Source organism: Streptomyces sp. NPDC007157 (genome assembly GCF_040634235.1).
GTDB lineage: Bacteria > Actinomycetota > Actinomycetes > Streptomycetales > Streptomycetaceae > Streptomyces.
The window spans coordinates 125,637-143,155 of record NZ_JBEYFE010000027.1 but is presented as its reverse complement, the minus strand read 5'-3'; the positions used below and the strand labels follow the sequence as shown (position 1 = coordinate 143,155).

Sequence of the window (17,519 nt, the reverse complement as noted above, 5' to 3'; positions counted from 1 at the left end):
TTTTTACATCAACAACAAAAACATTTACACCAAAATTTAATTGCGTGTGGTGTTTCTGACCCCGTAAAAATAATCGGGGGGGCCCCCCCCGGGGGGGGGGCCCCACCACCGGATGAACCGGCGAGACGCTGGAAGAAGGGCTAGAAGACCGGCGTGCCGTTCTGCGTCAGCTTCCAGTTGGCCGCCGCGAACGTCGACGGGTCTATGGTGCCCTTCGCCGTGGCGTAGGCGACCATCAGGTCGCGGACCTGGTTGGGGGTGCTGTAGACGATCTCCGCGGCGGCGATGTGCGGGTAGCCGGAGCCGCCGTTGGCGCGGTAGTTGTTGACGGCGACGACGAAGACCTGGTCGTCGGCGACCGCGGTGCCGTTGTAGCTGAGGTTCTTGATCCGGGAGCCCTCGGCCGCCGCGATGTCGATCTCGTAGTCGACGCCGGCCGCCGTGTCGTACATGTAGTCCCAGAAGCTGTTGGCGTTGGTGAGGGTGGCGGTGTCGACCGCCGTGCCGACCGGGACCTGGTGGTAGTACTTCGCCGCGTACTCCAGGTAGTCCTTGAGCTGGGCACCGGTGAGCTTCTTGCCGTACAGCGTGTTCTCGTAGACGTAGAGACCCGCGACGTCGCGGATCGTCACGTCGCCGGCCGGGATGACGGCCGTACGGCTGAAGGGCGCGGCCACCGAGATCAGCGGGAGGGCGGCGTCCGCCGTCGACAGGCCCGCCTTCACCGCGTCCATCTGGACCTGCTGGATGAAGTCGATGGCGGCGACGTCCTTCCAGCAGGCCTCGGCCGTCGACATGGTCTGGGTACAGGTGCCGATCGCGGTGTTGACGTACTTGACCACCAACTTGTGGTCGGCGGTGAGGAGTTCGGTGATCCGCGGGTCCTCCGCGACCGTGTTGCTGTTCAGGGTGGTGGCGGTCTTCTTGGTGATCTTCCAGGAGCCGTGCTCCCACTCCAGCTCGAAGTCGAAGACAGAGAGGCGGTAGCCGTAGCAGTACGGCTCGGACAGCACGACGTCCTGGCCGGTCTCCGCGTTCTTCACCGTGTACGTCGGGACGTCGACGTGGGTGTGGCCGACGAGGATCGCGTCGATGCCGGGCACCTGCTCGGCGACCAGGTTCGACGCGTTCTCCACGTAGGGGAGTTCGTCGCCCCACGACGTCGAGCCGTCCAGGCCCGAGTGGTCGGTGAGGAAGACGACGTCGCAGCCGAGGGCGCGCAGCCGCGGGACGTACTTCTTCGCCTGCTCGACCAGGCCCGTGAAGGCCATCTTCCCGGAGACGTTGTCCTTGTCCCACAGGGCGATGCCCGGGTTGGTGAGGCCGAGGATGCCGACCTTGATGTCCGGGCCGTGCGGGACCTTGATGTGCTTGACGGTGTAGGGCCGGAAGGCGGGCTTGAGCGTCTTGGCGTCCAGGGCGTTGGCGCCGAGCAGCGGGAAGTCGCACTGCTTCTCGAAGGTGCGGACGACCTCTATGCCGTAGTTGAACTCGTGGTTGCCGAGGGCGGCCGCGTCGTAGCGCATCTCGTTCATGGCGATCGCCATGGGGTGCTTGGGGCCGCGCTTGCCGTCCTTGCCGGTGATCGGGTCGACGCTCGCGAAGTAGGAGGCGAGCGAGGTGCCCTGGATGATGTCGCCGGCGTCGACGAGGAGGACCCGGTCCGCGCCCTTCTCCTTGCGGATGTTCTTCACCAGCGTGGCGATGCGCGCGATGCCGTAGGTGTTGCCCTTGGCGTCCACGGGCGCCGCGTTGGTGTAGTAGTCCCAGTTGAAGACGTGGCTGTGCAGGTCGGTGGTGCCCAGGATGGAGAAGCTCCAGGTCTTGGGCGCCTTCGGCGGCTTGGGGTGGCCGTGCCCGGACTCGGCGGCCTGGGCGGTGCCGGCACCGACGGTTCCCGCTACGGCCACGGCGGCGCCGGTGACGGCCGACTTCTGCACGAACTCACGGCGGTTCATGGGATTGACGGGCATTCAGGACTCCTGGAAGGGCGGTGAGGACGGGAGTGGCGTGCGGGGCGCGGCGGGCTACCCGCGTAGATGCTGACCCTCGCCCGTTACCGGCGTAACCACGGAAGACCCAAGGGCCGGTCAAGGATTCCCAAGACCGGCCCAAGTGGACGTGTGTAAACACGACTTACAGGAACGAGTTGATCTCGATCGTCTCGTTGCGGCCCGGGCCCACGCCGATCGCGGAGATCGGGGCGCCGGACATCTCCTCCAGGGCCCTGACGTACGCCTGCGCGTTCTTCGGGAGGTCCGAGAAGGACTTGGCCTTGGTGATGTCCTCGGACCAGCCGGGCAGGGTCTCGTAGACCGGCTTCGCGTGGTGGAAGTCGGTCTGGGAGTACGGCAGCTCCTCGACGCGCTTGCCGTCGATCTCGTACGCGACGCAGACCGGGATCTGCTCCCAGCCGGTGAGGACGTCCAGCTTGGTGAGGAAGAAGTCGGTCAGGCCGTTCACGCGGGTCGCGTAACGGGCGATCACCGCGTCGAACCAGCCGCAGCGGCGGTCCCGGCCGGTGGTGACACCCCGCTCGCCGCCGATCCGGCGCAGCGCCTCGCCGTCCGCGTCGAACAGCTCGGTCGGGAACGGGCCGGCGCCGACGCGGGTCGTGTACGCCTTCAGGATGCCGATGACCCGGCTGATCTTCGTCGGGCCCACGCCGGAGCCGGTGCAGGCACCGCCGGCCGTCGGGTTCGACGAGGTGACGAAGGGGTACGTGCCGTGGTCGATGTCCAGGAGGGTGCCCTGGCCGCCCTCGAAGAGGACGACCTTGTTCTCCTCCAGGGCCTGGTTGAGGACCAGGACCGTGTCGGCGACGTACGGGGCGAGCTTGTCCGCGTACGTCAGCAGCTCCTCGACGACCTGCTCGATGGCGATCGCGCGCCGGTTGTAGAGCTTGGTGAGGACCTGGTTCTTGACGTCGAGGGCCGCCTCGACCTTCTGGGTCAGGATCGACTCGTCGTAGAGGTCCTGGACCCGGATGCCGACGCGGTTGATCTTGTCCGCGTAGGTCGGTCCGATGCCGCGCCCTGTCGTACCGATCTTCCGCTTACCGAGGAAGCGTTCCGTCACCTTGTCGACGGTGACGTTGTACGGCGTGATGATGTGTGCGTTACCGCTGATCAGGAGCTTGGACGTGTCGACGCCACGCTCGTTCAGACCGCTCAGCTCGGAGAGCAGGACCGACGGGTCGACGACGACTCCGTTGCCGATGACCGGAACACACGTGGGCGAGAGGATTCCGGAAGGGAGGAGGTGGAGCGCATACTTCTGGTCGCCGACGACGACCGTGTGGCCGGCGTTGTTGCCACCCTGGTAACGCACCACGTAGTCGACGGAGCCGCCTAGCAGATCCGTCGCCTTTCCCTTGCCTTCGTCACCCCACTGAGCACCGAGCAGCACAAGTGCGGGCACGCGCGTACACCCCTTCCGGGCGGGGCATGTCCAAGGTCAGGGGCGTACGCGTATGTTCGGCGCCGCGTACCACCGCGACCGTCTTTGGCCGCACAACCGTCGGACCGGATGCCCCGGAATAGACGAAGCCCCTGGCGCAATAGCGCAAGGGGCTCTTGCACAGTGATGCTACCCGAGGAAGCGAGGCACGACCGAGGTGGCGACATTCGCGACGTCCGATCAGCTGCTGGTGATCATCGATCCGGCGGCACGGCAGACGGACGGTGAATCCGTCCGGATCGCGAAAGACGTGCTCAGCGCGGGTGCGACCACGAAGGTGTGTCTGCCGGACGGACCCGAGGAATTCGCCCGTGTACTGGCCCGCAGGGGGTCGCGGCGGCCGGTGGTGGTGGGCGACGACGGCGCGCTGATCCGTGCGGTGACCTTTCTGCACCGGCAGCGGGAGCTGGCCGGATGTGTGCTCTCCATGGTCCCGGTGGGGGGCACGCTGGGCGTCGCGCACGCGCTGGGGGTGCCCACCGGTGCGGTGGCGGCCGCGCGGGCCGTCCTGGACGGGGTGGAACGGCGTCTGGACCTGCTGGTCGACGACAGCGACGGGGTGGTGCTGGGCGCGCTGCGGATCCCGCCGCTGGCGGCGGTGCCGGTGACCGTGGTGCCGGCTGCGGCCCGGGGGTGGCTGCGGCCGTACCAGACCCTCGTACGGTCCCTGGCCGCCCGCCCGGCCCCGGCCGTGCACCGCCCCGGGCCCGCGCGGCTGCGGGTCGAGGTCGACGGGCGGACGGTGGTGGACCTGGACCAGCCGGTGGAGGGGATCTCGGTGACCCCGGGCGGCCGCGACGGGCTGGCCGAGGTGGAGGTACGACCGCTGTCGGTGGGCGCGGAGGCGACACCGGTACGGGCCGCCGGGCGGACGGTGACGGTGACGGGAGCGGACTTCCGGTACCGGGCCGACGTCGGGGTGACGGGTCCGGTACGGCGGCGGACCTGGCGGGTGGTGGAGGGAGCCTGGGGGCTCACGGTGCCGGGGGCCTCGTAGCAGCGGGCTCGGCGACGCGGCGGACTCCCTCTCCGCGCCGCCCCGCTCCCCCGCGCCGCTGGAGAACCCCCATGCCGCCCCGCGACGCGGGAGAACTCTCCGCCCCGCGACGCGGGAGAGCTTCTGGTGGCGTGGGACGGCCGCGGCTCAGTGGCGCCGCTCGGGCGCGTTCCCGTGGTCGGATGTGGATACGGATGTGGATGCGGATTCGTCCTTCAGCGCCACGCCCGTGACCCCCAGCTCCCGCGCCCTGGTCAGCAACGCCGCCAGCTTCCCCGCCGCCACCTCGTAGGTCAGCCCCAGCGGCGGCCGGATGTTGCTCAGGCAGTTCCGGTCCGCGTCCGTGGTCACGCCCGGCACCGGCCGGTACGTCAGGTAGGCGCCCAGAGAGTCCGCCGCCGACATCCCGGGGCGTTCGCCGATCAGGACGACCACCAGGGCCGCACCCATCGCGTGGGCGATGTCGTCGCCGAGGGCCACCCGGGCCTGCTCGGCCAGGACGACCGGGGCGATGCGCCGGTCGGGGAGGCGGGCCGCGGTGGCCCGCACCATCGCCGCCGCGTGCTCGTGCACCGCCCGGCTGGACAGCCCGTCGGCGACCACGAAGACGACGTCCCAGTCACCGGCCGGCAGGTGCGCCCGGTCCACGGGGTGGAGCCGGCGGCCCAGGTCGGGGCGCTGGAGGTAGGTCGCCCGGTCGCCGGCCGCGCTGCGCACCCGTACCGTCGCGAGCCCCGCCAGCCCCGCCGCCACCGCGTCCGGGTCGAACGGCGAGTGCACCGCGTCCCGGGCGGCCGCGTGCGCGGCCTGGAGGCCCAGCCGGTGCCGGGTGGGGAGGGCGGAGCCGGAGCGGCCGAGACCGATCCTGGCCTGGGTGTGGCGGCGCAGCAGCGGCCACAGGTCGTCGGGTCCGGCGGCGGGCGCCTCGGTCAGGTCGGTCATGCGGCCAGTTCCCTTCCGATCGCCGTCAGCGGATGGCCGCCGACCTCGCGCAGGCCGCCGTCCCCGTCCAGCAGCCCGATCGACTCCAGCCACGCCTCGAACTCCGGCGCCGGGCGCAGGCCGAGCACCTCCCGCAGGTAGAGCGCGTCGTGGTAGGAGGCGGACTGGTAGTTGAGCATGATGTCGTCGCCGCCCGGTGTGCAGATCACGAAGGAGGCGCCCGCGACGGCCAGCATGGTCAGCATGGTGGCGATGTCGTCGTCGTCCGCGTCGGCGTGGTTCGTGTAGCAGATGTCCAGGCCCATGGGCAGGCCGAGGAGTTTGCCGCAGAAGTGGTCCTCCAGGGCGGCCCGCAGGATCTGCCGGCCGTCGTAGAGATACTCCGGGCCGATGAAGCCCACGACGGTGTTCACCAGGAGGGGCCGGTAGCGGCGGGCCACCGCGTACGCCCGCGCCTCCACCGTCTGCTGGTCCACACCGTGGTGCGCGTCCGCCGACAGGGCGCTGCCCTGGCCGGTCTCGAAGTACATGACGTGGTCGCCGACCGTGCCCCGCCCCAGCCCGCGGGCCGCCTCGTACGCCTCGTCCAGCAGGCCGAGGGTCACGCCGAAGGAGGCGTTCGCGGCCTGGGTGCCGGCGATGGACTGGAAGACGAGGTCGACCGGGGCGCCGCGTTCCATCAGGTCCACGCTCGTCGTGACGTGACAGAGGACGCAGGACTGGGTGGGGATCGCGTAGCGGTCGATCACCCCGGCCAGGAGTTCCAGCAGGTCCCGCACCGCCTTCGGGCTGTCGGTCGCCGGGTTGATGCCGATCACCGCGTCTCCGGAGCCGAGCAGCAGACCGTCCAGGAGGGCGGCCGCCACTCCGGCCGGGTCGTCGGTGGGGTGGTTGGGCTGGAGGCGGGTGGCGAGGCGGCCGGGCAGGCCGATCGTCGAGCGAAAGGCGGTGACCACCCGCACCTTGCGGGCGACGGCCACCAGGTCGGCGTTCCCCATCAGCTTCGACACGGCGGCGGCCATCTCCGGCGTGACTCCGGGCGCCAGCGCGGCGAGGGCCCCGGTGTCCGCGGCCAGCAGCCACTCCCGGAACTCGCCGACCGTCAGCCCGGCCACCGGCGCGAAGGCCGCCGCGTCGTGCGTGTCGAGGATCAGCCGGGTCACGTCGTCGGTCTCGTAGGGGATCACCGGCTCGGTCAGGAAGGTGGCGAGCGGCACCTCCGCCAGCGCCCAGCGGGCCGCGACCCGCTCCCGCGCGCTCGCGGCGGCGAGGCCGGCCAGCCGGTCGCCGGAGCGTTCCGGACTCGCGGCGGCCAGCAGGCGGGCCAGGGAGTCGAAGCGGTGGCGTTCGCCGCTGAGGGTGGCCGTGTACGTGCTCATGGCGGCGACCGTACGGGCCGGGTGTTGCGGCCGGATTTCTAAAGGTCTGGTTGACAAACATTTAACGCGCCGAGACCCTCTACCGACTCATTCGGGCTACAGAGTTCCGGTCCAGTACAGCCAGCGATCAGCAGGAGAGGGGCCACCCCGATGGCAGTGGACGAGGGAGTCGCCCCAGCGGCGAAGACAGACGGGGACGGCACGGTTCACCGGCTGAAGCCCAACGCGATCGGCCTGCTCGGGGTGGTCTTCATGGCCGTCGCGACCGCCGCGCCGATCACCGCGATGACCGGCAACGTGCCCTTCATGGTGTCGTCCGGCAACGGCATCGGCGCCCCGGCGAGCTATCTCGTCGCAATGGTCGTCCTGGCAATCTTTTCCGTCGGTTTCACGTCGATGGCGAAGCACATCACGTCGACGGGCGCCTTCTACGGCTTCATCTCCTACGGTCTCGGCCGCACCGCGGGCCTGGCGTCGGGGCTGCTGGCCACCTTCGCCTACGCCGTCTTCGAGCCGGCGCTGATCGGCATCTTCTCGGTCTTCGCCAACACGACCCTGAAGGACCAGACCGGACTCGACGTCCCGTGGTGGGCGTTCGCGATCCTGATGCTCGCCATCAACGCGACCGGCACCTGGTTCGGCGTCAGCGTCGCCGAGAAGCTCCTCGTCGTGCTCCTCGGCACCGAGGTGACCGTCCTCGCCGCGATGGCGATCTCGGTCGCCCTGCACGGCGGCGGCCCGCACGGCTTCACCTTCGGGCCAGTCAACCCGGTCAACGCCTTCAAGGGCACGTCCGCGGGGCTCGGTCTCTTCTTCGCCTTCTGGTCGTGGGTCGGCTTCGAGTCCACGGCGATGTACGGCGAGGAGTCCCGCGACCCGAAGAAGATCATCCCCAAGGCGACGATGATCTCGGTCCTCGGCGTCGGCGTCTTCTACGTCTTCGTCTCCTGGATGGCCATCATCGGCAACGGCGAGACGGAGGCCGTCAAGGCCGCCTCCTCCGCGAACCCGCTCGCCCTCTTCTTCAACCCCACCGAGCACTACGTCGGCCACTGGGCGGTCGTCCTCATGCAGTGGCTGATGGTCACCGGCTCGCTGGCCTGCGGCATGGCCTTCCACAACTGCGCCGCCCGCTACATGTACGCGCTGGGCCGGGAAGGGGTCCTCCCCTCGCTCCAGAACACCGTCGGCCGCACCCACGCCCGGCACGGCTCGCCGCACGTCGCGGGCCTGGTCCAGACGGTGATCTCGGCCGTCCTGATCGGGGCGTTCTGGGCCGCGGGCAAGGACCCGTACAACGCCCTCTACGTGCTGCTGGCCATCCTCGGCACAATGGCGATCCTGGTCGTGCAGGCCGTGTGCTCGTTCGCGGTGCTGGTCTACTTCCGGAAGAACCACCCCGAGAGCCGGCACTGGTTCAGGACCTTCACCGCCCCGCTCGTCGGTGGCGTCGCGATGCTCGCCGTGGTCGTCCTGCTGGTGTCCAACATGGGCGTCGCGGCCGGCACCGAGTCCGGCTCGCTGCTGCTGAAGGCGACGCCGTGGCTGGTGGCACTGGTGGCGGCGACGGGCGTCGGCTACGCGCAGTACCTCAAGCGCCGGTCACCGGAGCGGTACGCGCTGCTGGGACGGACGGTGCTGGAGGAGACGAAGGAGCGGTAGGGGCGCGTGCGCCCGACGGTTCGTGGAAGCGGGGTGAAGGTCCCACCGTCCAGGCAGACGCCCTCGCATCCGCGTCCGTAAGGTGCGCACATGTCAGGTGAATTACGAGCGGGGCATACGGTCGCCGCATTAGCCGGACGTACGGTCGCCGCATGGGTGGCCGGTGTCCTCCTCGCCGTCACGCCGGGGGCCGCGAGCGCGGCACCCGCTCCGCACACCTTCCAGTACACCTGCGACTTCGGGATCATCAGCGGCCAGTCGATGACGGCCTCGGTCGTGTGGGACGTCTCGGACACCCACGTGGTCGGCCGGCCCACTCCCCGACTGCCGGTGACCGCGTCGGCGACGGTCGGGGCGCTCATCCCGCAGGGGCTGCGGGTGGCCGGCGCGACGAGCCTCGAGGGCACGGCGAAGGTGACCGCCGTCGTGGCCGCACCGCAGGGGAACGTCCCCGTCACCATGTCGATGGACGTGCCCGTGACCCAGATCCCGTCCTCCGGGTCCATGACGGTCCCGGCGAACGGGACCGCGCCGTCGCTGACCTTCACCAAGGCGGGCATCGCGAGCATCGTCGTCGGCGCGATCAACCTGAGCGTCACGCCGAGACGGGCGGACGGCAGCACGACCCCGCTGGGCACGGTGAACGCGTCGTGCAGCGTGGACTCGGACCAGGACAAGGTTCTGGCCTCGTTCCGGATCCTGCCCAAGGCGCAGGGGCAGCCGTCGCCCACGACGTCCGGGACGGGGACAGGGGGCGGGGGCCGTGGCTCGGGATCCGGGTCAGGGTCAGGGGCGGGGTCCGGCTCGGGGGCGGGGGCGGGGTCCGGCTCGGGGGCGGGGGCGGGGTCCGGCTCGGGGGCAGGGGCCGGGAGTCAGGGAGGTGGGGGGACCTCAGGGACTCACCCTGGCGCCTCCCGCAGCCCCGACCCGAGCGGCTCGGTCACCGCGAGCGGTACGGCATCGGTGTCGGCGTCACCCGCCTCGGGCGGCGCTCCGACCTTCTCCGCGCCCAAGGCCCGCTCCGACCTGCGCTCCAGCGCGCAGGACCGCACGGCCTTCCCGGTCGCGCTGCGCGCGGCGGCCGGCGTGCTGGTCGTGGCCCTGGCCGCGGTGGGCAGCGCGATGTGGTTCCGGCGACGCCGGGGTGACGATGCCTGAGGGCACGGCGGGCGGGAAGGAGCAGCCGCCGCGCAGCATGAACGCGAACCAGTACGGCGACGGCACGCAGATCGTCGCCGGATCCATCGGGGTGCAGAACAACAATTACACCTACACCGAGCGATCTCGGAGCGGACTGCCGGCGAAAGCCGACCAGTTGGCCGAGTTCGTCCGGCAACGCCGGCAAGAGGAGGAGACACAGCTCGGTATCAGGGATCCCCAGCTGCTGCCCGTGCGCTGGGAGCCTCCGAACGACGAGACGTTGGCGAGGGATCACCCGGAACTCATCTGGGGAGACCGGGGCGAGGGGAACCTGAGCGGAGGTCTGAACGGCATCGCGGAGTTCTACGAGAGCATCCCGTCCGGCCGCCTGGTGGTGCTGGGCAGGGCCGGTTCGGGAAAGAGCGTGCTGGCCATGCAGTTCGTGCTGCAGTGGCTCAAGAAACGCCCCGCCGGCGCACCCGTGCCGGAGATCTTCAGTCTCGCCTCGTGGAACCCGGAAGAGGAACCGCTGAACGACCGGCTGAGTCACCAGCTGAGCCGTGACCAGCCCTGGCTGACCGCCGTCGACTCCGACGGGGAGACGACGCTGGCCGAGAAGCTGGTGGGTGTCGGGCTGATCCTGCCCGTCCTGGACGGTTTCGACGAGATCTCCAAAAGCCTCCGCGGGGCCGCTCTGGAGCAGCTCTCCGAGACCTCCCTGCCGTTTGTCCTCACCAGCCGCTACGGCGAGTACAGGAACGCGGTCAAGGGCAGGGGGCTGCACAAGGCCGCCGTCGTACGACTGGCCGATCTGCCTCCGGCCGACACGGTGACGTATCTCCGGTTCAGCAGTCCCCCGGACGCCAAGTCGGCGTGGGACCCGGTGCTGGACGACATGGACGCCAACCCTGACGGTCCGCTGCGCCGGGCGCTCTCCACACCGCTGATGGTCGCCCTGGCCGCGGCCGTCCACGGCGAGCGCGGCACCAGCGGCCCGGATACGCTGCTGGACGCCGCGGAGTTCCCGACCCCGGACCGCCTCGAGCGGCACCTTCTCACCGCGTTCCTCCCCTCGGTGTACCGGCGCCCGGCGCAGGCGCGACGCGCCCAACGCTGGCTCACCTACCTCGCCCATGACCTGGAGCAGCGCAAGACCCGCAACCTGGCCTGGTGGGAACTGGGCACCACGCTGCCGCTGCGGCAGCGGACCGCCGTGATCGCGTTCCTCGCCGGGCTGTCCTTCGCCTTCGTCACCGCGGTCGGGAACATCCCCGTCGACCTGATCGCCACCTCGCACGGGCTCGGCTTCGCCGTCCGGCGCGGGCTGGTCGTCGGCTCCCTGCACGGGCTGCTGATCGGAGCGGCGTTCGGCTTCATCTACCACCGGGCGAGCGGCAACGACCTGCTGAAACCGTCTCCGATCGAGATCACCTTCCGCCGTGATGCCCAACGGCAGCTGGGGGAGAGGTTGTTGAGGAGGATCACCATCGGTTCACTGGTCGCACTGGCGGGCGCGCGCCATCGTCGGTGTCGACCGCTCCGTCGTGCCGTGGCTCGGACTCGACGACGGGCTCGGCGGCGGGCTGGTGTCCGCGGCCCAGTTCCCGCTCATCGTGGGTCTCGGGACCGGGCTGGTGCTCGGCATCACGGCCTGGCTGGAGGCAACGGTCGACCTGGACAAGTCCGTGAGCTGCGTCGGCCTGTTGCGGGTGAACCGGAGGAACGTCCACGCCCACATCCTCGTCTGGGCGATCGTGTTCGGCTTCATCGCCTGGTTCGCGGGCAGCTTCACCGAGACCCCGCTCCGCAGCTTCCAGCAGGGCCTCGTCTTCGGCATCGAGGGCGCGTTCGCCGGCGGCCTCGGCTACGGGCTCTGTCTGACCGCGTGGGGGCAGTGGATCGCACTCGCCCGCGTCTGGCTGCCGCTGACGGGCCGGCTGCCCTGGCGGCTGGTCACGTTCCTCGAGGACGCGTGCGACCGAAGGGCGTTGCGGCGGGCGGGAGCGGTGTACCAGTTCCGGCACGGACGGTTGCGGGAGCAGCTGACGGCACCGCCCGAGGTGCCGTCGGACGGCACCCCCTGACGGCTGACGGGACGTTTCACTCCCGCCCGAAGAGGTCGTCCCGGTGCACCCGCCAGCGCTCCATCATCGCCGCGATCTCCTCGTCCACGAACTCGAAGAACGCGAGCGTCTCGGCCATCCGCCGCCCCGCCGGGGTGTCGGCGCCGAGGCTGCTCATGCCCTCCCGCAGCGCCCCCTCCCACCGCTTGATCACGGCCTCCCGGTTGGTGAGGGCCTCGTACCACTGGTTGCTGTGCACCCGGTACCGCTCCCGCCGGGAGCCCGGTTCCCGCTCGCGCGCGACCATGTGCTGCTGGGCCAGATAGCGCACCCCGCCGGACACCGCCGCCGGGCTGACCTGCAACTGCTCCCCCAGTTCCGCCGAGGTCAGGGTGCCCGAGTCGGACGCCAACAGGGCCGCGAAGATCCGGGCCGGCATGCGCTGCATCCCGGCCTCCACGAGCTGTGCCGCGAAGCTCTCGACGAACTTCGAGACGGCCTCCTGATCGCGCCCCATCGCATCCGTAGTCATGGTCACCAGCCTAGCCGGGGTTTCTACACTTCCTTAACTTCACAATTTTCTGAAGACAGCGTACGTTCTGAACCATGACGAAGGCCATCACGGTCGCCGGGCTCCACAAGCCCTTCGGCCGCACCCACGCACTGAACGGCCTCGACCTGGACGTCGAGGCCGGGGAGGTGCACGGCTTCCTCGGCCCCAACGGCGCCGGGAAGTCCACCACCATCCGGGTCCTGCTCGGCCTGCTGCGCCCCGACTCCGGCGCCGCGCAGATCCTCGGCCGCGACCCCTGGAAGGACGCGGTGGCGGTGCACCGCAGGATCGCCTACGTCCCCGGAGACGTGACCCTCTGGCGCAACCTCTCGGGCGGCGAGGTCATCGACCTCTACGGCCGGCTGCGCGGCGGCCTCGATCCGCGTCGCCGGGCCGAGCTGCTGGACCGCTTCGAGCTGGACCCCACCAAGAAGGGCCGCACCTACTCCAAGGGCAACCGGCAGAAGGTCGCCCTGGTCGCCGCGTTCGCCTCGGACGTGGACCTGCTGATCCTGGACGAGCCGACCTCCGGACTGGACCCCCTGATGGAGGAGGTCTTCCAGCGCTGCGTGGAGGAGGAGCGCGACCGCGGCCGTACGATCCTGCTCTCCTCCCACATCCTGAGCGAGGTCGAGGAACTCTGCGACCGCGTCAGCATCATCCGTAACGGCCGTACCGTCGAGTCCGGTTCACTCGCCGACCTGCGCCATCTCACCCGGACCAGCGTGACCGCCGAACTCGCCGGCCCGCCGAACGGGTTGGCCCGTCTCCCCGGCGTGCACGACCTCGACGTCCAGGGCCACCGGGTCCGCCTCCAGGTCGACGCCGAGCAACTCACGGCCGTGCTGCGCTCGTTGAGCGAGACCGGCGTACGCTCCCTGACCTCCACCCCGCCCACCCTGGAGGAACTCTTCCTGCGCCACTACCAGGACGAGGCGGCCGCCCGATGACCACCCTCACGGGCACCGGCACCCTGCTGCGCTTCGCGCTGCGCCGCGACCGCATGACGACACCGGTCTGGATCGCGGTGAACGCGCTGATGGTCCTCTCCATGCCGAACACGCTGAAGACGCTCTACGGCACGGAGTCCGAACGCACCGACCTCGTCCGCCAGTTGGGGACCAACGCCTCCTTCCGCGCCCTGATCGGCCCGCTCCACGACACCTCGCTCGGCGGTCTGACGGCGTGGCGGGTGGGCGTGTACGCCGGTGTCCTCGCGGCCGTCACCAGTCTGCTCGTCGTCGTACGGCACACCCGTGAGGAGGAGGAGACCGGCCGCGCGGAGCTGCTGGCGTCCGGCGCGGTGGGCCGCCGGGCGTCGCTGACGGCGGCCCTGCTGGCGGCGGCCGTGGCCAACGGGGTGCTGGCCCTGCTGATCACGGCGGGCCTGGCGGGACAGGGAGTCGCCGGGGCGCTGTCCTTCGGGCTCGGCCTGGCCGGAACCGGCATGGTCTTCGCGACGGCGGCGGCGATCGTGGCGCAGCTGACCGAGAGCGCACGCCTGGCGCGGGGCCTGACGTCGGCGGTCCTGGGCGCGGCCTTCGTGCTGCGCGCGGCGGGCGACTCGGCGAGCGGCTCCGGGTCGTCACCGCTGACCTGGCTGTCGCCACTGGGCTGGCTGGGGAATCTCCGGCCCTTCGCCGCCGAACGCTGGTGGGTGCTGGCGCTGTTCACGGCCGCGGTGTCGGCGCAGGCCGGGGTGGCCTACGTCCTGGCCGGCCGCCGTGACCTGGGGATGAGCTTCTTCCCCGCCCGCCCGGGCCCGGCCACCGGCCGCCTCGGCTCCGCCGCCGCGCTCGCCTGGCGGCTCCAGCGGGGCGGCGTACTCGGCTGGTCGCTCGGCTTCTTCCTGGCGGGGATCGTCTTCGGCGGGCTGGCGGACGGGGCCGCCGATCTCGTAGGCGACAACGCCAACGCCCGGGAGATCTTCGAGCGGATGGGCGGCCAGAGCGGGGTCACCGACGCGTTCCTCGCCTCGATGGTCGGGATCATGGGGCTGATCGCCGCGCTGTACGTCGTGGCGTCCGTCCTCCGGCTGAACGGCGAGGAGACCGCGGGCCGCGCCGAACCCCTGCTGGCCTGCGCGGTGGGCCGGCTGCGCTGGGCGGCCGGGCATCTGACGATCGCGTTCGGCGGCTCGGCCCTGATCATGCTGCTGGCGGGCCTGGGCTTCGCGGTCGGCTACGGCAGGGAGGTGGGCCCGGTGCTGGGCGCCTGCCTGGTGCAGCTCCCGGCGGTCTGGGTGATCGGCGGCCTGGCGCTGCTGCTGTACGGGGTCGCACCCCGGCTGACCCCGGCGGCGTGGGGAGTCGCGGTGGCGGTGCTGCTGATCGGCTGGGTGGGCCCGGCCTTGAACGCCCCCCAACTCGTCCTGGACCTCTCCCCCTTCGGCCACCTGCCGAAGCTGCCGGGCGGGGGGATGGCGTGGGGGCCGGTGACGATCCTGATGGGCCTCGCCGTGCTGCTGGTGGGCAGCGGGCTGGCGGGACTGAGACGCCGGGACATGACCGGCTGACGGCAGCCTCTCAGCCGACGTACTGCTCGAGTTCCTCGGTGTCGAGTTCGATACCGTCCTGGTGCCTCCCTTCGCAGGCAGGCACCAGCTTGGCCCGTCATTCGCGACCGGCCATCGGAATCGGTCAGTGATCAGCCGAACGGTGATCACTCGACGCCGACACTCAACCCTTCCAACCCCCTGATCACGAAGTTCGGCTTCCGCCGCGGCTCCGCCGCCAGGCTGAGCGTGGGCGCCCGTTCCAGCAGCGCCGTCATCGAGGCCGCCAGCTCGATGCGGGCCAGCGGGGCGCCGATGCAGTAGTGGATGCCGGCGCTGAAGGAGATGTGTGGGTTGTCGCGGCGGGTCAGGTCGAGTTCCCCGGGGCGGTCGAACACGTCGGGGTCGTGGTTGGCGGAGCCGAAGAGCATCGCGATCTCCGCGCCCCTCGGGATCGTCGTGCCATCGATCTCGACCTCGTCCAGCACCCAGCGTTCGAAGAGCTGGAGCGGGGTGTCGTAGCGCATCAGCTCCTCGACGGCGGTGGGGACCAGGGAGTGGTCGGCGCGGAGGGCGGCGAGCTGGTCGGGGTTGCGGAAGAGGGCGTACCAGCCGTTGACCGTGGCGTTGACGGTCGCCTCGTGGCCGGCGTTGAGGAGCAGGACGGCCGTGGAGATCATCTCCTGCTCGGTGAGCCGGTCGCCCTCGTCGTGCGCCGCGATCAGCCCGGAGATCAGGTCCTCGCCCGGCTCCGTGCGCCGCTCGGCGATCAGCCCGTGCAGGTAGTCGGAGAACTCCACCGAGGCCCGGACCGCCCTCGCGGCCGTGTCCTGCGAGGGGTTCAGCTCGTACATTCCGCAGATGTCCGCCGACCAGGGCCGCAGCGGGGCCCGGTCCGCCTCCGGGATGCCCAGCATCTCGGCGATGACGGCGACCGGCAGCGGTTCGGCGACGTCGGCGAGCAGGTCGCCGCCGCCCCGGTGGACCAGGTCGTCGACGAGTTCGCCGGCGAGTTTCGCCACGTACGGTTTGAGCCGCTCGACGGTGCGCGGGGTGAACGCCTTCGACACCAGGCGGCGGATGCGGGTGTGGTCCGGAGGTTCCAGGTCGAGCATGCCGTGGTCGTTGAGCGTGTGGAACGGCTCGTGCTCCGGCGGCGGTGCGGTCCGCCCGAAGTCCTCGTGGCTGAACCGGTGCTGGTACGCCCGCCCCAGCCGCCGGTCCCGCAGCAGCGCCGAGACGTCGGCGTGGTGCGGGACCAGCCACTGGTCGGTGGGCTCGTAGTACTGCACCCGGCCCCGGGAGCGAAGCTCGGCGTAGGCGGGGTACGGGTCGGCCAGGAAGTCCGGGTCCCAGGGGTCGAAGGCTGCCATGGACGGACGTTAGACCGCCGGTCCCCCTCCTGACCAGGGGTGTCTCAGGGGCTTACGGGTTGGGCAGGGTCCACCACTGCCAGGTGTTGGAGCCGCAGTCGCGGAGGTTGATCCCCGCGTGCTCGCGCTGGTCGCCGTTGTTCTGAATGCTCAGGCACTGGCTGTTGACGTCCGTGCGCAGCCAGCCGCCGTCCTTGTACCAGCGCTGGTTGGCCAGTCCGTGGCAGTCGCCGACGACCTGGGCCGCGGCGTCGACCTCGCCCTTCCTCACGTCGAGACAGTGCTGCTCGGCGCCGTTGACGAGCTTCTTGCCCGACCAGTACCAGAGCTGGTTGCCGGTGCCCGCGTTGCAGGTCTGCACCTCGACGTTGTCGCCGTTGGAGGCCAGGCACTTGCCGTTCAACTGCGTGGTGATCTGGAAGTACTGCGGCACCGCGGTCGCCTGGATCGGCAGGGCGGTGACGAGAAGGGGGACGGCGGTCAGCGCGAGCGCGGTCAGGCCGTGCTCCAGGGGCTTGATCATGTCTCTTGATGTAGCCGGATCCGGTCCCGCGCCGACAGGCCCTGAGCAGCGGCTTCACCCAACTGGCGGAACGCTTTCACCGGCCCCGAGGTGATCGTCGCGGGGGCCACCGAGCGTGGTGCTGCTCCAGTAGCTTCCGGCGGGGGCAGTAGCTTGCCGACTCCGTCCGGAACGAGCAGCGGAGGATCCGCGCATGCCCCGAGAGGCGCCCTATCTGACCACGGCCGAGGCGCTGCGCGCACGGCTCGTCGCGGGTGAGTGGCAGGTCGGACAACGCCTGCCGTCGCGGGCCCGGCTCGCCGAGGAGTACGGCGTCGGGCGCAACGTCGTACAGCGGTCGGTGGACCTGCTGATCGCCGACGGGCTGCTGGAGGGGCGCGCGGGCTCCGGGACGTACGTCCGGGTGCCGCGGGAGCGGCTGCGGATGGTCCGGGCCCGGCGCCGCGAACGCTCACTCGCCGCCGTGACGGAGCGGGGCCGGGCCAGTGCCTGGGACGCGCACAGCGACGTACGGGTCCCGGCCCCCGAGGACATCGCGGAGCGGCTCGCCGTCTCCCCCGGCGATCTGTGCGTCCGCACCCACTACGAGTTCCTCGCCGACGGCCGGCCCGTCCAGCTCTCCGAGTCCTGGGAGCCGTTGGCCCTCACGGGCGGCACCCCGATCGTGCTGCCCGAGCGGGGGCCGCTGGCGGGCAAGGGGGTGGTCGAGCGGATGCGGTCGATCGGCGTGCACGTCGAGACGGTGGTGGAACTGCCGCGCCCGGCCCGAGCCGACCGCACGCAGGCGAACCTGCTCGGCATCGGCGTCGGCGACCTCGTGCTCCGGATCGAGCGGACCATCTATGACACCGGCGGGCGGCCGGTGGAGACCGCCGACATCGTCGTCCCGGACGTCCGCCGCGCGGTCGTCTACGAGTTCGCGGTCGAGCGGTAG

General features: G+C 70.8%; 14 protein-coding genes and 1 pseudogene. 8 read left to right on the top strand and 7 right to left on the bottom strand.

Translation table 11 applies throughout. The features are described 5' to 3' along the window. Positions 1 to 140: 140 nt before the first annotated feature. Both ABZ642_RS36975 and ABZ642_RS36970 read right to left on the bottom strand, forming a co-directional pair. Positions 141 to 1,973 carry a 5'-nucleotidase C-terminal domain-containing protein gene (locus ABZ642_RS36975; RefSeq protein WP_360492739.1) on the bottom strand — a complete coding sequence of 611 codons (1,833 nt, stop codon included), beginning with the start codon at positions 1,971 to 1,973 and terminating at the stop codon, positions 141 to 143. A gap of 163 nt (positions 1,974 to 2,136) precedes the next feature. Further along, positions 2,137 to 3,420: an adenylosuccinate synthase gene (locus tag ABZ642_RS36970; RefSeq protein WP_360492736.1), complete on the bottom strand. Its 1,284-nt coding sequence runs from the start codon at positions 3,418 to 3,420 to the stop codon at positions 2,137 to 2,139. 196 nt (positions 3,421 to 3,616) lie between these two features. On the opposite strand from ABZ642_RS36970, the gene ABZ642_RS36965 reads away from it, so the two are divergent. Continuing rightward, positions 3,617 to 4,456 carry a diacylglycerol kinase family protein gene (locus ABZ642_RS36965; RefSeq protein WP_360492733.1) on the top strand — a complete coding sequence of 280 codons (840 nt, stop codon included), beginning with the start codon at positions 3,617 to 3,619 and terminating at the stop codon, positions 4,454 to 4,456. A gap of 147 nt (positions 4,457 to 4,603) precedes the next feature. On the opposite strand, the gene eutC is transcribed toward ABZ642_RS36965, so the two are convergent. Further along, positions 4,604 to 5,398, bottom strand: coding sequence for an ethanolamine ammonia-lyase subunit EutC (gene eutC / locus ABZ642_RS36960; protein ID WP_360492730.1), 795 nt, complete (start codon positions 5,396 to 5,398; stop codon positions 4,604 to 4,606). After that, entirely contained in the window at positions 5,395 to 6,777 is a 1,383-nt protein-coding gene (locus ABZ642_RS36955) for an ethanolamine ammonia-lyase subunit EutB (protein WP_360492728.1), read from the bottom strand. Before ABZ642_RS36955 ends, eutC begins: the two co-directional genes overlap by 4 nt. Positions 6,778 to 6,927: 150 nt before the next feature. Between ABZ642_RS36955 and ABZ642_RS36950 the strand changes: the two genes are divergently transcribed. The 4 genes and pseudogenes from ABZ642_RS36950 to ABZ642_RS36935 all read left to right on the top strand — a co-directional run bounded on the left by ABZ642_RS36950 (position 6,928) and on the right by ABZ642_RS36935 (position 11,663). After that, a complete protein-coding gene (locus tag ABZ642_RS36950) occupies positions 6,928 to 8,439 on the top strand; it encodes an APC family permease (protein WP_360492725.1) in 1,512 nt (503 codons plus the stop codon). 156 nt (positions 8,440 to 8,595) lie between these two features. Then, entirely contained in the window at positions 8,596 to 9,597 is a 1,002-nt protein-coding gene (locus ABZ642_RS36945; RefSeq protein WP_360492721.1) for a DUF6801 domain-containing protein, read from the top strand. Beyond that, positions 9,590 to 10,411, top strand: a pseudogene (locus ABZ642_RS36940) (NACHT domain-containing protein); the annotation flags it as partial. The gene ABZ642_RS36945 and the pseudogene ABZ642_RS36940, both read left to right, overlap by 8 nt. 712 nt (positions 10,412 to 11,123) lie before the next feature. Further along, positions 11,124 to 11,663 (top strand): hypothetical protein, encoded by a 540-nt coding sequence (locus ABZ642_RS36935; RefSeq protein ID WP_360492718.1) that lies wholly within the window; start codon positions 11,124 to 11,126, stop codon positions 11,661 to 11,663. Positions 11,664 to 11,679: 16 nt separating this feature from the next. Here the strand turns inward: ABZ642_RS36935 and ABZ642_RS36930 are convergent, their stop codons facing one another. Beyond that, positions 11,680 to 12,174 carry a MarR family transcriptional regulator gene (locus ABZ642_RS36930; protein WP_360492715.1) on the bottom strand — a complete coding sequence of 165 codons (495 nt, stop codon included), beginning with the start codon at positions 12,172 to 12,174 and terminating at the stop codon, positions 11,680 to 11,682. 74 nt (positions 12,175 to 12,248) lie between these two features. On the opposite strand from ABZ642_RS36930, the gene ABZ642_RS36925 reads away from it, so the two are divergent. Then, the gene (locus ABZ642_RS36925) at positions 12,249 to 13,145 is read left to right on the top strand and encodes an ABC transporter ATP-binding protein (protein ID WP_360492712.1); all 897 of its coding nucleotides are present in this window, start codon (positions 12,249 to 12,251) and stop codon (positions 13,143 to 13,145) included. Next, the gene (locus ABZ642_RS36920) at positions 13,142 to 14,710 is read left to right on the top strand and encodes an ABC transporter permease (protein WP_360492709.1); all 1,569 of its coding nucleotides are present in this window, start codon (positions 13,142 to 13,144) and stop codon (positions 14,708 to 14,710) included. The genes ABZ642_RS36925 and ABZ642_RS36920 overlap by 4 nt, the downstream gene beginning before the upstream one ends. 146 nt (positions 14,711 to 14,856) lie before the next feature. Here ABZ642_RS36920 and ABZ642_RS36915 read toward each other — a convergent pair whose 3' ends face one another. Both ABZ642_RS36915 and ABZ642_RS36910 read right to left on the bottom strand, forming a co-directional pair. Then, a complete protein-coding gene (locus ABZ642_RS36915) occupies positions 14,857 to 16,062 on the bottom strand; it encodes a cytochrome P450 (protein ID WP_360492706.1) in 1,206 nt (401 codons plus the stop codon). Between the two features lie 52 nt (positions 16,063 to 16,114). Beyond that, the gene (locus ABZ642_RS36910; protein WP_360492704.1) at positions 16,115 to 16,585 is read right to left on the bottom strand and encodes an RICIN domain-containing protein; all 471 of its coding nucleotides are present in this window, start codon (positions 16,583 to 16,585) and stop codon (positions 16,115 to 16,117) included. 193 nt (positions 16,586 to 16,778) lie between these two features. Between ABZ642_RS36910 and ABZ642_RS36905 the strand changes: the two genes are divergently transcribed. Next, positions 16,779 to 17,519, top strand: a complete 741-nt coding sequence (locus tag ABZ642_RS36905; protein WP_360492701.1) for a GntR family transcriptional regulator — start codon at positions 16,779 to 16,781, stop codon at positions 17,517 to 17,519.